At 60.2% G+C, this 18,254-nt stretch carries 31 protein-coding genes; 1 reads left to right on the top strand and 30 read right to left on the bottom strand.

Going from position 1 to position 18,254, the window contains the following annotated elements:
* Window positions 1-33 precede the first annotated feature (33 nt).
* Window positions 34-1,389, bottom strand: a complete 1,356-nt coding sequence (locus tag ACSQ8Y_RS26685; RefSeq protein ID WP_436269402.1) for an ATP-binding protein — start codon at window positions 1,387-1,389, stop codon at window positions 34-36.
* Window positions 1,386-2,114 carry a response regulator gene (locus ACSQ8Y_RS26680; RefSeq protein WP_436269401.1) on the bottom strand — a complete coding sequence of 243 codons (729 nt, stop codon included), beginning with the start codon at window positions 2,112-2,114 and terminating at the stop codon, window positions 1,386-1,388. The genes ACSQ8Y_RS26685 and ACSQ8Y_RS26680 overlap by 4 nt, the downstream gene beginning before the upstream one ends.
* A gap of 216 nt (window positions 2,115-2,330) precedes the next feature.
* On the opposite strand from ACSQ8Y_RS26680, the gene ACSQ8Y_RS26675 reads away from it, so the two are divergent.
* The gene (locus ACSQ8Y_RS26675) at window positions 2,331-2,837 is read left to right on the top strand and encodes a Spy/CpxP family protein refolding chaperone (protein WP_436269400.1); all 507 of its coding nucleotides are present in this window, start codon (window positions 2,331-2,333) and stop codon (window positions 2,835-2,837) included.
* A gap of 47 nt (window positions 2,838-2,884) precedes the next feature.
* Here ACSQ8Y_RS26675 and dsbD read toward each other — a convergent pair whose 3' ends face one another.
* The 28 genes from dsbD to rplD all read right to left on the bottom strand — a co-directional run bounded on the left by dsbD (window position 2,885) and on the right by rplD (window position 18,252).
* Complete coding sequence (gene dsbD, locus ACSQ8Y_RS26670; protein WP_436269399.1) at window positions 2,885-4,723, bottom strand: protein-disulfide reductase DsbD; 1,839 nt, start codon at window positions 4,721-4,723, stop codon at window positions 2,885-2,887.
* Window positions 4,724-4,842: 119 nt separating this feature from the next.
* On the bottom strand, window positions 4,843-5,238 hold the full coding sequence (gene rplQ, locus ACSQ8Y_RS26665) for a 50S ribosomal protein L17 (RefSeq protein ID WP_056404269.1): 396 nt from the start codon (window positions 5,236-5,238) through the stop codon (window positions 4,843-4,845).
* 120 nt (window positions 5,239-5,358) lie between these two features.
* Complete coding sequence (locus tag ACSQ8Y_RS26660; RefSeq protein WP_134386530.1) at window positions 5,359-6,336, bottom strand: DNA-directed RNA polymerase subunit alpha; 978 nt, start codon at window positions 6,334-6,336, stop codon at window positions 5,359-5,361.
* Window positions 6,337-6,438: 102 nt separating this feature from the next.
* Complete coding sequence (rpsD, locus tag ACSQ8Y_RS26655) at window positions 6,439-7,062, bottom strand: 30S ribosomal protein S4 (RefSeq protein ID WP_436269398.1); 624 nt, start codon at window positions 7,060-7,062, stop codon at window positions 6,439-6,441.
* 219 nt (window positions 7,063-7,281) lie between these two features.
* Window positions 7,282-7,686 (bottom strand): 30S ribosomal protein S11, encoded by a 405-nt coding sequence (gene rpsK / locus ACSQ8Y_RS26650; protein ID WP_008444339.1) that lies wholly within the window; start codon window positions 7,684-7,686, stop codon window positions 7,282-7,284.
* 14 nt (window positions 7,687-7,700) lie between these two features.
* Window positions 7,701-8,066, bottom strand: coding sequence for a 30S ribosomal protein S13 (gene rpsM, locus ACSQ8Y_RS26645; RefSeq protein ID WP_093556901.1), 366 nt, complete (start codon window positions 8,064-8,066; stop codon window positions 7,701-7,703).
* A gap of 27 nt (window positions 8,067-8,093) precedes the next feature.
* Window positions 8,094-8,207: a 50S ribosomal protein L36 gene (gene rpmJ / locus ACSQ8Y_RS26640; protein ID WP_005663407.1), complete on the bottom strand. Its 114-nt coding sequence runs from the start codon at window positions 8,205-8,207 to the stop codon at window positions 8,094-8,096.
* A 31-nt stretch (window positions 8,208-8,238) separates the two neighbouring features.
* The gene (infA, locus tag ACSQ8Y_RS26635) at window positions 8,239-8,457 is read right to left on the bottom strand and encodes a translation initiation factor IF-1 (protein ID WP_005663428.1); all 219 of its coding nucleotides are present in this window, start codon (window positions 8,455-8,457) and stop codon (window positions 8,239-8,241) included.
* Between the two features lie 21 nt (window positions 8,458-8,478).
* Entirely contained in the window at window positions 8,479-9,813 is a 1,335-nt protein-coding gene (gene secY / locus ACSQ8Y_RS26630; RefSeq protein ID WP_436269397.1) for a preprotein translocase subunit SecY, read from the bottom strand.
* Between the two features lie 31 nt (window positions 9,814-9,844).
* The gene (gene rplO, locus ACSQ8Y_RS26625) at window positions 9,845-10,276 is read right to left on the bottom strand and encodes a 50S ribosomal protein L15 (protein WP_436269396.1); all 432 of its coding nucleotides are present in this window, start codon (window positions 10,274-10,276) and stop codon (window positions 9,845-9,847) included.
* 27 nt (window positions 10,277-10,303) lie between these two features.
* Window positions 10,304-10,480 (bottom strand): 50S ribosomal protein L30, encoded by a 177-nt coding sequence (rpmD, locus tag ACSQ8Y_RS26620; RefSeq protein WP_436269395.1) that lies wholly within the window; start codon window positions 10,478-10,480, stop codon window positions 10,304-10,306.
* Window positions 10,481-10,491: 11 nt separating this feature from the next.
* Window positions 10,492-11,010, bottom strand: coding sequence for a 30S ribosomal protein S5 (gene rpsE, locus ACSQ8Y_RS26615; RefSeq protein ID WP_049817602.1), 519 nt, complete (start codon window positions 11,008-11,010; stop codon window positions 10,492-10,494).
* Between the two features lie 10 nt (window positions 11,011-11,020).
* Window positions 11,021-11,383: a 50S ribosomal protein L18 gene (rplR, locus tag ACSQ8Y_RS26610; RefSeq protein WP_436269394.1), complete on the bottom strand. Its 363-nt coding sequence runs from the start codon at window positions 11,381-11,383 to the stop codon at window positions 11,021-11,023.
* A 13-nt stretch (window positions 11,384-11,396) separates the two neighbouring features.
* On the bottom strand, window positions 11,397-11,930 hold the full coding sequence (gene rplF, locus ACSQ8Y_RS26605) for a 50S ribosomal protein L6 (RefSeq protein WP_436269393.1): 534 nt from the start codon (window positions 11,928-11,930) through the stop codon (window positions 11,397-11,399).
* Window positions 11,931-11,939: 9 nt separating this feature from the next.
* Window positions 11,940-12,335, bottom strand: a complete 396-nt coding sequence (gene rpsH, locus ACSQ8Y_RS26600) for a 30S ribosomal protein S8 (protein ID WP_161071429.1) — start codon at window positions 12,333-12,335, stop codon at window positions 11,940-11,942.
* 14 nt (window positions 12,336-12,349) lie between these two features.
* Window positions 12,350-12,655, bottom strand: coding sequence for a 30S ribosomal protein S14 (rpsN, locus tag ACSQ8Y_RS26595; protein WP_056404282.1), 306 nt, complete (start codon window positions 12,653-12,655; stop codon window positions 12,350-12,352).
* A gap of 6 nt (window positions 12,656-12,661) precedes the next feature.
* A complete protein-coding gene (gene rplE, locus ACSQ8Y_RS26590) occupies window positions 12,662-13,201 on the bottom strand; it encodes a 50S ribosomal protein L5 (protein ID WP_436269392.1) in 540 nt (179 codons plus the stop codon).
* Between the two features lie 5 nt (window positions 13,202-13,206).
* The gene (rplX, locus tag ACSQ8Y_RS26585; protein ID WP_436269391.1) at window positions 13,207-13,521 is read right to left on the bottom strand and encodes a 50S ribosomal protein L24; all 315 of its coding nucleotides are present in this window, start codon (window positions 13,519-13,521) and stop codon (window positions 13,207-13,209) included.
* A gap of 11 nt (window positions 13,522-13,532) precedes the next feature.
* The gene (rplN, locus tag ACSQ8Y_RS26580; protein WP_008444317.1) at window positions 13,533-13,901 is read right to left on the bottom strand and encodes a 50S ribosomal protein L14; all 369 of its coding nucleotides are present in this window, start codon (window positions 13,899-13,901) and stop codon (window positions 13,533-13,535) included.
* Between the two features lie 252 nt (window positions 13,902-14,153).
* Window positions 14,154-14,426 (bottom strand): 30S ribosomal protein S17, encoded by a 273-nt coding sequence (gene rpsQ, locus ACSQ8Y_RS26575; RefSeq protein ID WP_056404288.1) that lies wholly within the window; start codon window positions 14,424-14,426, stop codon window positions 14,154-14,156.
* Window positions 14,423-14,614, bottom strand: a complete 192-nt coding sequence (rpmC, locus tag ACSQ8Y_RS26570; protein WP_093556911.1) for a 50S ribosomal protein L29 — start codon at window positions 14,612-14,614, stop codon at window positions 14,423-14,425. Before rpmC ends, rpsQ begins: the two co-directional genes overlap by 4 nt.
* Window positions 14,615-14,626: 12 nt before the next feature.
* On the bottom strand, window positions 14,627-15,046 hold the full coding sequence (gene rplP, locus ACSQ8Y_RS26565) for a 50S ribosomal protein L16 (protein ID WP_436269390.1): 420 nt from the start codon (window positions 15,044-15,046) through the stop codon (window positions 14,627-14,629).
* 2 nt (window positions 15,047-15,048) lie between these two features.
* Window positions 15,049-15,867 carry a 30S ribosomal protein S3 gene (rpsC, locus tag ACSQ8Y_RS26560; protein WP_057158346.1) on the bottom strand — a complete coding sequence of 273 codons (819 nt, stop codon included), beginning with the start codon at window positions 15,865-15,867 and terminating at the stop codon, window positions 15,049-15,051.
* Between the two features lie 9 nt (window positions 15,868-15,876).
* Window positions 15,877-16,209: a 50S ribosomal protein L22 gene (rplV, locus tag ACSQ8Y_RS26555; protein ID WP_177307311.1), complete on the bottom strand. Its 333-nt coding sequence runs from the start codon at window positions 16,207-16,209 to the stop codon at window positions 15,877-15,879.
* Window positions 16,206-16,481, bottom strand: coding sequence for a 30S ribosomal protein S19 (rpsS, locus tag ACSQ8Y_RS26550; protein ID WP_026133139.1), 276 nt, complete (start codon window positions 16,479-16,481; stop codon window positions 16,206-16,208). The genes rplV and rpsS overlap by 4 nt, the downstream gene beginning before the upstream one ends.
* A gap of 9 nt (window positions 16,482-16,490) precedes the next feature.
* Window positions 16,491-17,318, bottom strand: a complete 828-nt coding sequence (rplB, locus tag ACSQ8Y_RS26545) for a 50S ribosomal protein L2 (protein ID WP_436269389.1) — start codon at window positions 17,316-17,318, stop codon at window positions 16,491-16,493.
* Window positions 17,318-17,635 carry a 50S ribosomal protein L23 gene (rplW, locus tag ACSQ8Y_RS26540; protein WP_161071434.1) on the bottom strand — a complete coding sequence of 106 codons (318 nt, stop codon included), beginning with the start codon at window positions 17,633-17,635 and terminating at the stop codon, window positions 17,318-17,320. The genes rplB and rplW overlap by 1 nt, the downstream gene beginning before the upstream one ends.
* A complete protein-coding gene (rplD, locus tag ACSQ8Y_RS26535; protein ID WP_093556917.1) occupies window positions 17,632-18,252 on the bottom strand; it encodes a 50S ribosomal protein L4 in 621 nt (206 codons plus the stop codon). Before rplD ends, rplW begins: the two co-directional genes overlap by 4 nt.
* Window positions 18,253-18,254 lie beyond the last annotated feature (2 nt).

Here is an 18,254-nt window from a genome sequence, read left to right as displayed (position 1 = left end):
AATTGTATTGCGCTACGTTATTGCAAGGCAGAATTATTTTGCCGCATAGTATTCGGGAACCACCAGCGTGACTTCGAGGCCGCCGTCCGGGTGGTTGGCCAGCGCGATGCTGGCGCCGTGCTGCTCGGCGATGTTGCGCGCGATGGTCAGGCCCAGGCCGGTGCCGCCCGATTCGCGCGAGCGCGAGGTTTCGATGCGGTAGAAGGGCTCGAACACCTGCGCCAGCTGGTCGGCCGCAATGCCGGGACCGCTGTCGCGGATGCGGATGCGCGCGGCGCCCACCAGGCGCTCGACCGTCACGCTGGCGCTCTGGCCGTACTTGACGGCGTTGTCCAGCAGGTTCACCAGGCAGCGCCGTATCGCCAGCGGGCGCCCCATCAGCGCCATCGCGGCGCGGCCCTTCAGGGCCACGTCCTGGCCGGCGTCGGCCGCGTCGGCGCAGACGCTGTCGAGCAGCGAGTCCAGGTCCAGCGCCTGCATGTTCTCGGTGCTGTCCATGCTGCGCGCCAGGTCCAGGCCTTCCTTCACCATCTGCTGGGTGGCGGACAAGTCGCCCAGCAGTTTTTGCTGCAGGTCGGCGTCGGCCACTTTTTCCAGCCGCAAGCGCATGCGGGTGAGCGGGGTCTGCAGGTCGTGGGTGATGGCGGCCAGCATCTGGGTGCGCTGGAAGATGTGCTGGCGGATGCGTGCCTGCATGGCATTGAAGGCGGCGCTGGCCTGGCGGATCTCGCTGGCCCCGCGCAGTTCCAGCGGCGGATGGTTGATGTCGTCGCCGAGGTCTTTCGCGGCCTGGGCCAGCTGCTTGAGCGGGCGCACGGCCATGCGCGTGACCAGGTAGGCCAGGCCGGTGATGCTGAACAGGAAAGGCAGGATGGAGACGATTTCGTTCTGGCCGGTGGGCGGCGGCGAGCGCGGCGGCAGCACCGTCAGGCGCAGCACCTGCCCGTCCTGCATGGCCACGTTGATCGCCTCGCAGGTGCCGTGCCAATGGGCCGGGCCGAAGACGGAGTTGATCTCGCGCGGGGTGTCGCAGGCGGCCGGGCGCTCGGGCAGCGGCGACAGCAGGTAGCCGGCGCCGAGGCGGGCCGCCAGCTGGCGCGAGAACTCGGTGGGCGGCTGGGCGGTGTTGATGGCGTCGCCGGTGGGCTCCAGCCGCAAGCTGCCCTTGGCCGTGATTTTCAGATAGTCGGCGCGCGCTTCGGGCTTGACCACGTTGACCGTGGAGAGCAGCTCGTCGGCGCGCTCGAGCGCGTAGGAATCGCGGTAGCGCTCCAGGGTGCGCTGGCGTTCGGTGACGGCCAGGTACTGGGTCAGCGTGGCCGAGGCCACGATGCCGAGCAGCAGCATCAGGAAGACGCGGCCCGTCATCGAGCTGAGGAAGGCTTTCACGTTGCCGGTTCCACGCTGACCGCGCCGGCCAGCACATAGCCGCCGTTGCGCACGGTCTTGATGATCTGCGGCACGCGCGCGTCCTCGCCCAGCTTCTGGCGCAGGCGGCTGATCTGGATGTCGATCGAGCGGTCGAAGGGGTCGGCGTCGCGGCCCTGGGTCAGGTTCAGCAGCTGGTCGCGGTTGAGCACGCGGTTGGGGTGTTCCAGGAACACCTTCAGCAGACGGAACTCGGCGCCCGAGAGCATGATGACGATGCCGTCCGGATTGAGCAGGTGGCGCGCGGTCAGGTCCAGCGTCCAGTTGGAAAAGCGCATCTGCTGCACCTTGTCGGAGCCGGCATTGGACGGCATGGCGTGGCTGCGGCGCAGCACGCTGCGGATGCGGGCCAGCAGTTCGCGCGGCTCGAACGGCTTCGGCAGGTAATCGTCGGCGCCCATCTCCAGGCCCAGGATGCGGTCCAGCGGCTCGCTGCGGGCGGTCAGCATGATGACAGGCAGCGACGAGGTCGCGCGCAGCTTGCGGCACAACGTCAGGCCGTCGTCGCCGGGCAGGTTCAGGTCCAGCACGATCAGGTCCGGACGGGCTTCGTCGAGCTGCTTCCACATGCCGGCACCGTCCGCCGCGCACTGGGTGCGGTAGCCGTTCGCTTCCAGGTAGTCGGCCAGCAGCGTGCGGATGTCGCGGTCGTCGTCGACGATCAGGATGGTAGAGGTTTGTTCCATGTCCCAATTATCCCCAGTTCGGCAGGCGAAGGCCAATGAGCCTTTGTATCGTCTTGTATATCGGCAGGGAGTGACGCTTCAGGGAAACAGTTTGATACAAATGCGGCGGCGGGGGACACGCATCGGAAACACGCCGCTGCCAAGATGTGTTCCATGTGCAGTGCACACGCATTCGGGCACATCAACGCCACTGAACCCAAACACAAAGGAAATACCATGAACACGATACGCAAAACCCTGTTGGTCGGCATGGCCGTGCTCAGCCTGGGCGCGGTGGGCAATGCCGCCCGTGCCGAGGACAGCACGGCGCACGGCCGCCACGGCCAGGCCCTGACCGAGGAGCAGCGCGCGGCGAAAGCGGCCGAGCACAAGGCGAAATTCAGCGCGATGGTGGCCCAGCACCAGGCCAAGCTGCACGACGCGCTGAAGCTGACCGCCGCGCAGGAGCCGGCCTGGGCCACCTTCGTTGCCGCCGCCACGCCGCAGCTGCCTGCGGCCCGCCCGGACCGCGCCGCGCTGGCGCAGCTGAGCGCGCCGGAACGCATGGAAAAACGGCTGGAACTGCACAAGCAGATGCTGGCCCAGCATGAAACCCGCCTGGCGGCGCTGAAGACCTTCTACGCGGTGCTGACGCCGGAACAAAAGAAGACCTTCGACGAGCAGGCCAGGCAGCACCACGGCAGGATGCACGGCGGCCACGGCGCCATGATGCGCCACGGCTAAGCAATCTTTTCATATGGAGAAGGGGGCGCCGCGGCGCCCCCTTGCTTTTATGGGAGCTTGCCCAGCGACTTCAAGAAAGCGTCGGCATGCTGGAAACCGATCACGCGGCCGTCGGCGATCTCCTTGCCCTGCCGGTCGAACAGGATGATGCCCGGCGGGCCGAACAGATTGAAACGCTTCAGCATGGCCTTGTCGTCCTCGTCGTTGGCAGTCACGTCCACCTGCAGCAGCACGGTGCCGGCCAGCCTGGCCTGGACGGCCGGATCGATGAAGGTCAGCTTCTCCATCTCCTTGCAGGACACGCACCAGTCGGCGTAGAAATCCAGCATGGCGGTTTTGCCGCCGGTGCGCGCCAGCGCGGCGTCGAGCTGGGCCACGGTCTTGACGCGGGTGAAGTGCAAGGGCTGCGCGCCTTCGCCCTTCAGGTGCGCCAGCGGCGCCAGCACGTCGCTGCCGCCGGTCGCCACGCCCGCCAGCTGCACGCCGCCCAGGATGACGAACACCACCGCAGCGGCCTTGCCCAGCCAGCCGGTTTTGCCGCCCCCCGCGAACAGGTAGGCGCCGTAGCCGATGCCCAGCAGCGCGAAGCCCAGCATGGCCAGCTTGGCCGGCAGCACGGGCGCCACCAGCCACAGCGCCATGGCCAGCAGCAACACGCCGAAGAATTTCTTCACGCCTTCCATCCACGCGCCTGCGCGCGGCAGCAAGGTGCCGGCCGACACGCCGACCAGCAGCAGCGGCACGCTCATGCCCACCGCCATGGCAAACAGCGCGCCGCCGCCGATGAGGACGTCGCGCGTCTGGCTGATGTAGACCAGGGCGCCGGCCAGCGGCGCGGCCACGCAGGGGCCGACGATCAGCGCCGAAATCGCGCCCATGGCGAAGACGCCCGCCAGCTTGCCGGAGGATTGCTTGTTGGAGACCGTGCTCAGGCGGCTTTGCAGGCCGGCCGGCACTTGCAGTTCGTACAGCCCGAACATCGACAGCGACAGCGCCACCATCAGCAGGCCGAAGGCGCCCAGCACCCAGGGGTTCTGCAGCGCGGCGGCCAGCCCTTCGCCGATCAGCCCGGCGGCCACGCCCAGCGCGGTGTAGACGATGGCCATGCCGAAGGCGTAGGTCAGCGACAGCAGCAGGCCGCGCGCGCGGCTGCTGCGCGCGCCCTCGCCGACGATGATGGACGACAGGATGGGCACCATGGGCAGCACGCAGGGCGTGAACGCCAAGCCCAGGCCGAGCAGTGCGAACAGCGGCAGGATGACCAGCAAGCGGCCGCCTTTCAGCGCCGCCTCGATCTTGCCCAGCTCGCTGGTATCGGCGTTGGGCACCGTGCCCGCTGCGGAAGCATCCCCGGCCGCAAGCGCAGCACTCCGCCGCGCTGCCGCCGGCGCAGTGCCGTCCGCCATGCCAGCCTGCCCCGTCGCAGCCGGCTGCAGCGCACCGTCCGCAGCGCCGCTGCCGCCGCTGCCAACCAGGCCGATCCTCGCCTCTTGCGGCGAGTAGCACAGGCCCTTGTCCGAGCAGCCCTGCGAGCTGGCGATCAGGGTGAACGGGCCGGCCGTGTCGACCGGGATGGTGATGGTGACCTGCTTGCGGTAGGTTTCGACTTCCTTGTTGAAGGTGTCGTCGAACTTGATCTTGCCCGGCGGGATGTCCGGCGCACCCAGGGCGGCGCCCTGCGCCTTGAAGATGAAGCGCTCGCGGTACATATAGTAGCCGTCGGCGATCTGGTAGGTGACGGCGGCGGTCTTGCCGTCGATCATGCGCGCGGAGAATTTGAAGGCTGCGGCAGGCTGGAGGAATTCCTCCTCGGCGCGGGCCGGAACGGCCTGGAACAGCATCAGCAGCGCGAACAGGCGCATGAACATCTGGGTGTAGCGGGACATGGCGGGCTTCTTGGACTAAAACCCATAAATAGTACACCCGGGCGCGATTTCCCGCCGGGGCCGGCGCGCGGGCGTAAAAAAAGCCAGGCAGAGCCTGGCTTCTTCTTACTCAGCGTAAATTACGCTTCGTCGGCAACTTCAACAGCTTCGGTGATCTCTGGACGGTCCAGCAGTTCAACGTAAGCCATAGGAGCGTTGTCGCCTACGCGGAAACCCATTTTCAGGATGCGCAGGTAACCGCCGTTGCGGTTGGCGTAGCGTGGGCCCAGTTCAGCGAACAGCTTCAGGACCATTTCGCGGTCGCGCAGGCGGGCGAAGGCCAGACGCTTGTTTGCCAGGGTATCGGTCTTGCCCAGGGTCAGGATCGGCTCGATCACGCGGCGCAGTTCCTTAGCTTTAGGAACGGTGGTTTTGATGGCTTCATGACGCAGCAGGGAAACGGTCATGTTGCGCAGCATAGCCAGGCGGTGGGACGAGGTACGATTCAGCTTACGGAGGCCGTGACGGTGACGCATGGTAATTCCTTTCGGTTTTGTTTAATTCCGAGTTCTTCGATCGCTCAGGCTATCGCCCGGGCGCGGACCGGTTCTAAGGGGTTGAACGCGCGCGGCACATGCCGCGCGCGGGTAGAGCAATTACTTCTCCAGACCTGCAGGCGGCCAGTTCTCGAGCTTCATGCCCAGAGTCAGACCGCGCGAAGCCAGCACTTCCTTGATTTCGTTCAAGGACTTGCGGCCCAGGTTCGGCGTCTTCAGCAGTTCGTTTTCCGAACGCTGGATCAGGTCGCCGATGTAGTAGATGTTTTCCGCTTTCAGGCAGTTGGCCGAACGAACGGTCAGCTCCAGGTCGTCCACAGGACGCAGCAGGATAGGATCGACCAGCGGAGCGCGCGATGGCGCTTCGGCGGCCGCTTCCGTGCCTTCCAGGGCGGCGAATACATTCAACTGGTCCACCAGGACGCGGGCCGACTGGCGGATCGCTTCTTCCGGCGTGATCACGCCGTTGGTTTCGATGTTGATGATCAGCTTGTCCAGGTCGGTACGCTGTTCCACGCGGGCCGATTCCACCGAGTACGACACACGGCGCACTGGCGAGAACGACGCGTCCAGGATGATGCGGCCGATGGTCTTGTTGGTGTCTTCGGACAGGCGGCGGACGTTGCCCGGCACATAGCCGCGGCCTTTTTCCACTTTGATCTGCATGTCCAGCTTGCCGCCTGCGGTCAGGTGGGCAATGACGTGGTCCGGGTTGATCAGCTCGACGTCGTGCGGCAGGTCGATGTCCGATGCCAGGACGGCGCCTTCGCCTTCCTTCTTCAGGGTCAGGGTGACGGAATCGCGGTTATGCACCTTGAATACCACGCCCTTGAGGTTCAGCAGCAGATCAACCACGTCTTCCTGCACGCCGTCCAGCGACGAGTACTCGTGCACGACGCCGGCGATCGTCACTTCGGTCGGCGCGTAGCCGATCATGGACGACAGCAGCACGCGGCGCAGCGCGTTGCCCAGGGTGTGGCCATAGCCACGCTCGAACGGCTCCATCACGACTTTAGCGTGACCGGCGCCCAGGGCTTCGACGTCGATGATACGTGGTTTCAACAAACTGTTTTGCATGAAATGTCCTCTTCAATACCCTCGGCTCATTACACCGATAAGGCTGATGGCATTAGTGAAAACGCCCACTCCGGGGAGTGGGCGGGGAACTACCGACCGCGATTAACGCGAGTACAGTTCGACGATCAGCGATTCGTTGACGTCGTGAGCGATTTCGTTACGCTCTGGCAGCGATTTCAGCGTGCCTTCCATTTTCTTGGAGTCAACCGACACCCAAGCTGGCATGCCGACTTGTTCAGCCAGCGACAGCGCTTCAACGATACGCACTTGCTTTTTGGCTTTTTCGCGCACGGCGATCACGTCGCCGGTCTTGACGACGTAGGAAGCGATGTTCACAACCTGGCCGTTCACGGTGAAGGCTTTGTGCGATACCAGCTGACGCGCTTCAGCGCGGGTCGAGCCGAAGCCCATGCGGTATGCAACGTTGTCCAGGCGGGTTTCCAGCAGGGACAGCAGGGTTTCACCGGTGTTGCCTTTGCGGCGGTCGGCTTCAGCGAAGTAGCGGCGGAACTGGCGTTCCAGGATGCCGTACATACGCTTGACTTTTTGCTTTTCGCGCAGCTGGTTGCCGTAGTCCGAGGTGCGGGCGCCGGATTTGACGCCGTGCTGGCCTGGCTTGACGTCCAGTTTGCATTTCGAATCCAGGGAGCGGCGTGCGCTCTTCAGGAACAGGTCAGTGCCTTCACGGCGGGACAGTTTTGCTTTTGGTCCGATATAACGTGCCACGATGTTTTCCTTTAAATATGACGCCCCAGCCGCATCATGCGGTTAGGCGCTAGTCCAGCTCACTTTCAGCTCGGACGGTGGCTTCAAAACGAAAAACCCGTCGAAATCCATCTCGACAGGCGATAACAGCCGGACAGTATAGCCGTTTCCGGCCCACTGTTCCAGCGGTTTTTTGCTTCCAAGAGGACGACGCCGGCGGACCAGCCGCCGGCAACGCCATTAGATACGACGACGCTTAGGAGGACGGCAGCCGTTGTGCGGTACTGGGGTAACGTCCTGGATCTCGGTGATCTTGATGCCCAGGTTGTTCAGTGCGCGCACTGCGGATTCGCGACCAGGACCAGGGCCCTTGATGCGCACTTCCAGGTTTTTGACGCCGCACTCGACAGCCACTTTACCAGCGGCTTCAGCAGCAACCTGCGCTGCGAACGGGGTCGATTTACGCGAACCCTTGAAGCCAGCGCCACCGGAGGTCGCCCACGACAGAGCATTGCCCTGACGGTCGGTGATGGTGATGATGGTGTTGTTGAAGGAAGCGTGAACGTGTGCGATACCTTCTGCAACGTTCTTCTTGACCTTCTTGCGTACGCGAGCTGCTGCTGCGCTGCTTTGTTGCTTAGCCATAATATTTTCCTAGATTATTTCTTCAGCGATTGAGCGGCTTTGCGCGGGCCCTTGCGGGTACGTGCATTGGTGCGGGTACGCTGGCCGCGGACCGGCAGGCCCTTGCGGTGACGCATACCACGGTAGCAACCCAGGTCCATCAGACGCTTGATGTTCATCGACAGTTCGCGGCGCAGATCGCCTTCTACTACGAATTTGCCGATCTCATCGCGCAGCTTTTCCAGTTCGCTGTCGTCCAGATCTTTGATCTTCTTGTTGGTCGGAACACCCGTCTGGGCGCAGATGAACTGCGCGCGCGGGCGGCCTACACCGTAGATGGCCGTCAGGCCGATAACGGTGTGCTGGTGATTTGGGATGTTAACCCCTGCAATACGTGCCATTCGTTATTCCTCGATAAATAACGGTTATTAACCTTGACGCTGCTTGTGACGCGGTTCGACGCAGATTACGCGGACCACACCTTTGCGCTTGATGATCTTGCAGTTGCGGCAGATGCGCTTGACTGAAGCGTTAACTTTCATTTTTGCACTCTCTTCTAGTACGATTGTTTATTTACTTGGTCCGGAACACGATGCGGGCCCGGCTCAGGTCGTAAGGGGTCAGTTCGACCGTCACCTTGTCGCCAGGAAGGATGCGGATATAGTTCATCCGCATTTTACCCGAAATGTGTCCGAGCACCACGTGCCCGTTTTCCAGCTTCACTCGAAATGTTGCATTGGGGAGATTCTCCAGAATCTCGCCTTGCATCTGTATGACGTCGTCTTTTGCCATTTTTCGCTATGTTTGCCGCGCTTATCGCTGCGGAATCCCGCCCTTGAAGTTTGCTTTGCGCAGCAGCGATTCGTATTGCTGCGACATCACATAGTTTTGCACCTGGGCCATGAAATCCATGGTCACAACCACAATAATCAACAGGGAGGTGCCGCCAAAGTAGAAGGGAACCTTCCACTGGGCATTCATAAACTCCGGCAACAAGCACACCAGCGTGATGTAGACGGCGCCGGCCAAGGTCAATCGCGTCAGGATCTTGTCGATGTAGCGGGCAGTCTGCTCACCGGGACGGATCCCTGGCACAAAGGCCCCGCTCTTCTTCAAGTTGTCCGCTGTTTCCTTGCTGTTGAACACCAGCGCGGTATAGAAGAAACAGAAGAACACGATTGCCACGGCGTACAACAATGCATGGATAGGCTCGCCGGGGTTCAACGATGCCGCCAGGTCCTTCATGAACACGACGACAACGTTGGACTTGTCAGCGCCCTTCGAGAACCAGTCCACGAGCGTAGCCGGGAACAAGATAATCGACGATGCGAAGATCGGCGGAATGACGCCTGCCATGTTCAGCTTCAGCGGCAGGTGGCTGGTTTGGCCACCGTAGATCTTGTTGCCGACTTGACGCTTGGCGTAGTTGACCAGGATCTTGCGCTGTCCACGCTCCACGAACACCACCGCGTAGGTAACCAGGGCTACCAGCACCACGATGATGATGGCCGAGAAGCTGCCGATCGAACCGGTCGACACCTGGGTGAACAAGCCACCCAAGGCGCCCGGCAGACCGGCGGCGATGCCGGCGAAGATGATGATGGAGATGCCGTTACCGAGACCGCGCTCGGTAATCTGCTCCCCCAGCCACATCAGGAACATGGTGCCGGTCAACAGCGTCACGATCGTCACGAAGCGGAAGCCCAGGCCAGGATCCAGCACCAGGCCAGCTTGCGATTCCAGGGCCGCGGAAACAGCCAGTGCCTGGAACAACGCCAGCGCCACCGTCGCATAACGGGTGAACTGGGTGATCTTGCGGCGGCCGGATTCGCCTTCCTTCTTCAGCGCTTCCATCTGCGGCGACACGATCGACAGCAACTGCATGACGATCGAGGCCGAGATGTAAGGCGTGATACCGAGCGCAAACACCGTAAAGCGAGACAAGGCGCCACCGGAGAACATGTTGAACATGCCCAGGATGCCGCCTTCCTGCGACTTGAACAGTGCCGCGAGCTGTACCGGGTCTACACCCGGTACAGGAACGTGAGCGCCGATACGGTACACCACCAATGCGCCAAGCAAGAACCACAGGCGGCCCCAAGGGAAGCCAGCCGCGGCGCTCTTAGCAAGTTGTGGGTTGGTCGCCAATTTTCGCTCCGATCTAGCTGTTAGCGGTGACTCAGGCTACCGAGCCGCCAGCCGCTTCGATGGCCGCTTTCGCGCCCGCGGTGACTTTCAGGCCTTTGACGACGACGGCTTTGGTGATGGTGCCAGAGGCGATCACACGCACGTCGCGCGCCAGCACGCCGAGCACGCCGGCTTGCTTCAGGACCAGCAGGTCGACTTCGCCCACTGCCAGCTTTTCCAGGTCGGACAGACGCACTTCAGCTTTGAAGGTGGCGTTGAGCGACTTGAAACCGCGCTTAGGCAGACGGCGTTGCAGAGGCATCTGACCGCCTTCGAAACCGACTTTGTGGAAGCCGCCCGAACGCGATTTTTGACCCTTGTGACCACGACCAGCGGTTTTACCCAGGCCGGAGCCGATACCGCGACCAACGCGACGCTTGTAGTGCTTCGCGCCGTCAGCAGGTTGAATGGTATTCAATTCCATTGATTTCTCCAGATCATAAGCCGAGGCTTACGATACGACTTTCACGAGGTAGCTGACCTTGTTGATCATGCCGCGTACCGATGGGGTGTCCTGCAGCTCGGAAACCGAGTTGACGCGGCGCAGACCCAGGCCACGCACGGTGGCGCGGTGGTCTTGACGAGTGCCGATCAGGCCCTTCACCAGTTGTACTTTGATAGTGCTCATGTGGATTCCCCTTAAGCCAGGATGTCTTCCACCGACTTGCCGCGTTTCGCAGCGATGTCAGCAGCAGTACTGATTTTCGACAGGCCGTCCAGGGTCGCGCGCACCAGGTTGTACGGGTTCGACGAGCCGGTGGATTTCGCCACCACGTCCGTCACGCCCATCACCTCGAAGATCGCGCGCATGGCGCCACCAGCGATCACGCCGGTACCCGGCTTGGCTGGCATCATCATCACTTTCGACGCGCCGTGGCGGCCGATAACGGTGTGATGCAGCGTGCCGTTTTTCAGCGGCACTTTGATCAGGTTGCGGCGGGCTTCTTCCATTGCCTTTTGCACACCCACTGGCACTTCTTTCGATTTGCCTTTACCCATGCCGATGCGGCCATCGCCGTCACCAACCACGGTCAGCGCCGCGAAGCCCATGATACGACCACCCTTGACCACTTTGGTCACGCGGTTGATCGCGATCATTTTTTCGCGCATGCCGTCATCCGGCTTGTCGCTTTGCATTTTAGCTTGCATTTTTGCCATGATCGTACCCTTAGAACTTCAGACCGGCTTCGCGGGCAGCTTCTGCCAGCGCTTTGACACGGCCGTGGTAACGGAAACCGGAGCGGTCGAACGCGACTTCGGTGATTCCTGCTTTCAGTGCTTTTTCTGCTACGCGCTTGCCAACCAGAGCGGCGGCGGCGGCGTTGCCACCCTTGCCGGTTTTGCCAGCCAGTTCAGCGCGCACTTCCGCTTCCGCGGTCGAGGCCGAAACCAGTACTTTGGCATCCGGGGAAATCAGGTTTGCGTAGATGTGCAGGTTGGTGCGGTGAACCGACAGGCGGTTCACTTTCATCTGAGCAATCTTGATCCGGGTTTGACGTCCGCGACGCAGACGAGATTCTTTTTTATCCATCGTCAGCCCCTAATTACTTCTTCTTGGTTTCTTTGATCTTAACCACTTCGTCCGAATAACGGACGCCCTTGCCCTTGTAAGGCTCAGGTGGGCGGTAAGCGCGAACTTCGGCGGCGACCTGGCCGACCTTTTGACGATCGACACCCTTGATCAGGATCTCGGTCGGGGTCGGGGTGGCCACGGTGATGCCTTCTGGCATCGAGTGGACCACCGGGTGCGAGAAGCCCAGCGACAGGTTCAGCTTGTCGCCAGCGGCTTGCGCCTTGTAACCCACGCCAACCAGGTTCAGTTTCTTTTCGAAACCCTTGGTGACGCCGGTGACCATGTTGTTCACCAGCGCGCGCAGCGTGCCGGACATGGCATTGGCTTCGCGGCTGTCGTTGGCCACGTCGAAGGACAGGGTGCCAGCGTTGTTTTCTACTTTCACCTGGCCGGTGAGGGCCTGGGTCAGTACGCCCAGCGGGCCTTTTACGGTAATCGCTGCTGCGGAGATGGCGACTTCAGCGCCAGCTGGCACAGCGATAGGCATTTTAGCTACACGAGACATTATTGCTCCTTACGCGACGTAGCAGATGACTTCGCCGCCGACGCCGGTAGCGCGCGCTTTGCGGTCGGTCATGACGCCTTGCGGGGTCGACACGATGGCAACGCCCAGGCCGTTCATCACGGTTGGGATTTCATCCTTGCCCTTGTACACGCGCAGGCCCGGACGGGACACGCGCTCAAGGCGCTCGATAACAGGACGGCCTACATAATACTTCAAACCGATTTTGAGTTCCGACTTGCCACCAGCTTCGGCGACAGCGTAATCCTCAATGTAACCCTCGTCCTTCAGGACGTTGGCAATCGCTACTTTGACTTTCGACGATGGCATGGCCACAGTCGTTTTTTGAACGCCTTGGGCGTTGCGAATGCGGGTCAGCATATCGGCGATAGGATCGCTCATACTCATTGCTTGTTCTCCTATTACCAGCTGGCTTTAGTCATACCCGGAATTTCACCACGCATGGCGAATTCACGGAGCTTGATACGGCCCAGACCGAATTTACGGAAGGTGCCGCGTGGACGACCGGTGACGGCGCAACGGTTGCGCTGACGGGTCGGAGCGGAGTTACGTGGCAGCGCCTGCAGTTTCAGGCGGGCTTCGTAACGCTCTTCTTCCGTCTTCGACTGGTCGTCGATGATGGCCTTCAGCGAGGCGCGCTTGGCAGCGAATTTGTTTGCCAGGTCGACACGCTTCTGTTCACGGTTAATCAGTGCGAGTTTTGCCATGATCTATTAGTTCCTGAACGGGAATTTAAAGGCGGCGAGCAGAGCTTTCGCTTCGTCGTCGGTCTTCGCGGTGGTGGTGATCGAAATGTTCATACCACGCAGCGCATCGATCTTGTCGTACTCGATCTCTGGGAAGATGATCTGTTCTTTGACACCGATGTTGTAGTTGCCGCGACCGTCGAACGAACGACCGGACACGCCACGGAAGTCGCGCACGCGCGGCAGGGCCACGGTGATGAAACGATCCAGGAACTCATACATACGGGCGCCGCGCAGGGTCACCATGGTACCGATCGGGTAGCCTTCGCGGATTTTGAAACCTGCGATTGCCTTACGCGACTTGGTGGTCACTGGCTTCTGGCCAGCGATCTTGGTCAGGTCGCCAACGGCGTGCTCCAGGACCTTCTTGTCAGCGATCGCCTCACCGACACCCATGTTCAGGGTGATCTTGGTCAGACGCGGCACTTCCATGACCGACTTGTAACCGAATTTCGCGGTCAGCTCAGCGGCGATCTTGTCTTTATAAACTTGTTGCAGACGGGCCATTCTTATTACCCCTTCACTACTTCGCCGGAGGACTTGAAGACGCGGACTTTTTTGCCATCCACTTCTTTGAAGCCTACGCGATCTGCCTTGCCGGTCGCAGCGTTGAACAGAGCAACGTTGGACACGTGAATAGGCATGGTCTTGTCAACGATGCCACCAGTTACGCCAGTCATCGGGTTCGGTTTCTGCGCTTTTTTAGCGACATTGACGCCGTCAACCACTACGTGTTCAGCATCGATACGTTGCTGCACGACGCCGCGCTTGCCCTTGTCTTTACCGGTCAAAACGATGACTTCGTCGTTTTTGCGAATCTTATCCATTTACTGACTCCTTACAGGACTTCCGGTGCCAGGGACACGATCTTCATGAACTTCTCAGTGCGCAGTTCGCGCGTGACAGGTCCGAAGATACGGGTACCAATCGGTTCCAGCTTGGCGTTCAACAGAACGGCGGCATTGCCGTCGAACTTCACCAGGGAACCGTCTTGGCGGCGCACACCTTTAGCGGTACGCACAACCACAGCGTTGTAAATTTCACCTTTTTTGACACGGCCGCGTGGCGCAGCAACCTTGACGGTTACCTTGATCACGTCGCCAATGCCAGCATAACGGCGCTTGGAGCCGCCCAATACCTTGATGCACATGACTTCTTTGGCACCGGTATTGTCGGCCACTTCGAGCCGGCTTTCAGTTTGAATCATAGTATTCTCTTTCCCAACTTAAGCCGAAGAATCCACACAATGTGGACCTCTCGGTCAGTCTTGGTCCCGCCAATGGCTTTCACCATTGTTTGGGTGCTTGACCTTCAAACAAGTACTGACCGCGGTCCATGTCTGCGGAGAGACACTTTGCGGCGTTACATGAACGAAGCCCGCAAGTATTACACACAACCTGCGGGCTTGCAAGAACTAATTGAAAACCGCCCCACTCCGGAGAGTGCGGCGGTTCGTCAATTAAACGATTTGTGCAGCTTGCACTACACGAGTCACCGTCCACGCCTTCGTTTTGGAGATCGGACGGCCTTCCTGGATCTCGACCGTATCACCGGCTTTGACTTGGTTGGTTTCGTCGTGTGCGTGGTATTTAGCCGAACGCACAATGATCTTGCCGTACAGAGGGTGCTTCACGTGACGTTCGATCAGAACGGTAACGGTCTTGTCCATCTTGTCGGACACCACTTTACCGATCAGCGTGCGCTTGAGCGACTGTTTCACTGGTTGGTTCATTTGGCTTCCTTCAGATTCATTACCGTCTTCACACGCGCGATGTCGCGGCGTACCTTCTTGAGCTGCGAAGTATTGCTCAGCTGTTGCGTAGCGGTTTGCATACGCAGACCAAACTGGGCCTTCAGCAGGTCGTTCAGCTCTTTTTGGAGAGCTGCCTGGTCTTTGCCGCGGAGTTCAGATGCTTTCATATTTCACTCCTTTTATTGGCCAACCTGGCGCACCACGAAGGTGGTAGCCAGGGGCAGTTTGGCGGCAGCCAGGCGGAACGCTTCGCGTGCCAGTTCTTCACCGACGCCATCCATTTCGTACAGTACCTTGCCTGGCTGAATCTCAGCGACGTAGTACTCAGGATTACCTTTACCGTTACCCATGCGGACTTCGGCAGGCTTGTTCGAAATTGGCTTGTCCGGGAAGACGCGAATCCAGATACGACCGCCACGTTTGATGTGACGGGTCATAGCGCGACGCGCTGCTTCGATTTGACGTGCGGTGATACGACCGCGAGCAACTGCCTTCAGACCGAATTCGCCAAACGACACGGCGGTGCCGCGGCTGTGCGAAATGCCGGTGTTGCGGCCTTTCTGCTCTTTACGATACTTCCTGCGTGCTGGTTGCAGCATGGTTATTCTCCTGCTTTCTCAGCTGGTGCAGCGGCGGCCGGTTTCGCGGAACGCACACGGGCAGCACCTGCCGGGGATGGTTTAGCACCGGCTGGACCTGGACGTGGACGGCCCGAAGGCTTGCCATCGTCGCGGCGTGGACCGCGGCTTTTCTTCTCGTCAGCCGGAGTCTCGATGACTGGCGCTTCGCCGGTCGGCGAGCGGTCGCCCTTGTAGACCCAAACCTTGACGCCGATGATGCCGTACGTGGTCGAAGCTTCGCTGGTGCCGTAGTCGATGTCGGCGCGCAGGGTATGCAGAGGCACGCGGCCTTCGCGGTACCATTCTTTACGCGCGATCTCGATGCCGTTCAGACGGCCCGACGACATGATCTTGATGCCCAGGGCACCCAGACGCATGGCGTTTTGCATCGCGCGCTTCATGGCGCGGCGGAACATGATACGCTTTTCCAGCTGCTGGGAGATCGAATCGGCGATCAGCTGCGAGTCGATTTCCGGCTTGCGGATTTCTTCGATGTTCACGTGCACAGGCACGCCCATGATCTTGGTCAGCGCGGACTTCAGTACTTCGATGTCCTCGCCTTTTTTACCAATGACCACGCCTGGACGCGAGCTGTAGATCGTGAAGCGCGCGTTCTTGGCTGGACGCTCGATGACGATGCGGCCGACGGAGGCGTTCTTCAGTTTCTTTTTCAGGAAAGCGCGCGCTTTCAAGTCTTCGTTCAGCATGGCAGCGAAATTGCCGTTGCCTGCGTACCAGCGCGAAGCCCAGTTACGGGTGACCGCCAGACGGAAGCCGGTTGGATGAATTTTCTGACCCATCGTAGCTCCTTAGTTACCGACAGTCACGTACACGTGACAGGATTGTTTCGAAATGCGGTCGCCACGGCCCTTTGCACGCGCGGTGAAGCGCTTCAGGATCGGGCCCTTTTCAACGTAGATCGTTTTCACGAACAGCTCGTCGATGTCGGCACCATCGTTGTGCTCGGCGTTCGCGATTGCGGACTCCAGCACTTTCTTGATGATGGCCGCGCCTTTTTTAGGGCTGAATTGCAGAATGTTCAGCGCAGCGTCAACCTTTTTGCCGCGGATCAGGTCAGCCACCAGGCGGCCTTTTTGATCCGACAGGCGCACGCCTTTGAGGATAGCTTTGGTTTCCATTATTTCTTAGCCTTTTTGTCAGCAGCGTGGCCCTTGAACGTACGGGTCAGCGCGAATTCGCCGAGCTTGTGACCAACCATGTTTTCGGAAACATACACGGGTACGTGCAGTTTGCCGTTGTGCACAGCGATCGTCAGACCGATGAAGTCAGGCATGATCGTCGAGCGGCGCGACCAGGTTTTGATTGGCTTTTTGTCTTTGATCGCTTGCGCGGCTTCGACTTTTTTCACCAGGTGGGCGTCACAGAACGGCCCTTTTTTCAATGAACGAGTCATGATTTATCCTTATTTCTTGCCGCGGCGCGAGACGATCATCGAAGTAGTACGCTTGTTACGGCGCGTCTTCTTACCCTTGGTCTGCTGGCCCCATGGGGACACTGGATGACGACCTGCTGCCGTTTTACCTTCACCACCACCGTGCGGGTGATCGACCGGGTTCATGACCACACCGCGGACGGTAGGACGAACACCGCGCCAGCGCATCGCGCCAGCTTTACCGATCTTGCGCAGGCTGTGTTCGGCATTGCCGACTTCGCCTACGGTCGCGCGGCACTCGATGTGCACGCGGCGCACTTCACCCGAACGCAGGCGAACCTGGGCGTAGGTGCCGTCACGGGCCATCAGGACGACGCCGGCGCCGGCGGAACGGGCCATCTGGGCACCCTTACCTGGCAGCATTTCGACGCAGTTCATCACGGTACCGACCGGGATGTTACGGATAGGCAGGCAGTTGCCCGGCTTGATAGGCGCTTCCGAACCGTTCATCACTGCGTCGCCAACGGACATGCCTTTGGTTGCGATGATGTACTGGCGCTCGCCGTCGGCGTAGCACAGCAGGGCGATATTCGCGGTGCGGTTTGGATCGTATTCGATACGTTCCACTTTCGCAGGAATGCCATCCTTCTGACGCTTGAAGTCGACCAGACGATAGTGCTGCTTATGACCACCGCCCATGTGGCGGGTGGTGATGTGGCCGTTGTTGTTACGGCCGGCAGTTTTGGATTTCTTTTCAACCAGGGCAGCGAACGGACGACCTTTGTACAGGTCGGCGTTGACTACCTTCACCATGCCGCGACGGCCTGGGGAGGTTGGCTTCATCTTTACGAGTGCCATTATTTAGCCTCCTCGGAGAAATTGATTTCCTGGCCAGGCTTCAGGCACACGAAAGCACGCTTGGTGTGGTTGCGGCGACCGGTGAAACGACCCGAACGCTTGACTTTACCTTCGCGATTGACGGTTTGCACCGACAGGACTTCAACCTTGAACAGCAGTTCAACGGCTGCCTTGATTTCAGGCTTGGTCGCATCCGGCAGTACGCGGAACACGATTTGCTCGTTCTTTTCCGCGACCATGGTGGCCTTTTCGGAAATGACCGGAGCCTGCAGCACCTTCATCAGGCGCTCTTCGCTGTGTTTGATGACTGCGCTCATGCCAGCATCTCCTCAATCTTGGCCAGTGCCGCCTTGGTGACCAGGATCTTCTTGTAGAAGACCAGCGACATTGGATCTGCGTGACGTGGCTCGACAACCAGCACGTTCGGCAGGTTACGGGAAGCCAGCAGCAGGTTTTCTTCGATGTTGTCGGCGATAATCAGTACCGACTCCAGACCCATGCTGTTCAGCTTTTGCGACAGCAGTTTGGTTTTTGGAGCTTCGATAGCGAAATCTTCAACCACCACCAGGCGCTCTTCGCGAGCCAGCTGCGACAGAATCGAGCAGATACCGGCGCGGTACATCTTCTTGTTCACTTTATGGGTGAAGTTCTCGTCAGGCGAGTTCGGGAAGATGCGACCACCGCCGCGCCACAGAGGCGACGACGACATACCAGCACGAGCGCGGCCGGTGCCTTTTTGGCGCCATGGCTTCTTGGTCGTGTGGTGGACTTCTTCACGGTCTTTCTGCTTACGGTTGCCGCTGCGCGCATTGGCTTGGTAGGCGACCACGATCTGGTGGATCAGGGCTTCGTTGTAATCACGGCCGAAGACGGTGTCAGCGGCGGCGACGTTGGAAGAGGCTTGACCTTGAGCATTCAGGAGCTTGAGTTCCATCG

This window comes from Pseudoduganella sp. LjRoot289 (assembly GCF_964252925.1).
In the GTDB taxonomy this organism is placed as follows: domain Bacteria; phylum Pseudomonadota; class Gammaproteobacteria; order Burkholderiales; family Burkholderiaceae_D; genus Rugamonas.
This window is presented reverse-complemented; position numbering and strand designations above follow the sequence as displayed.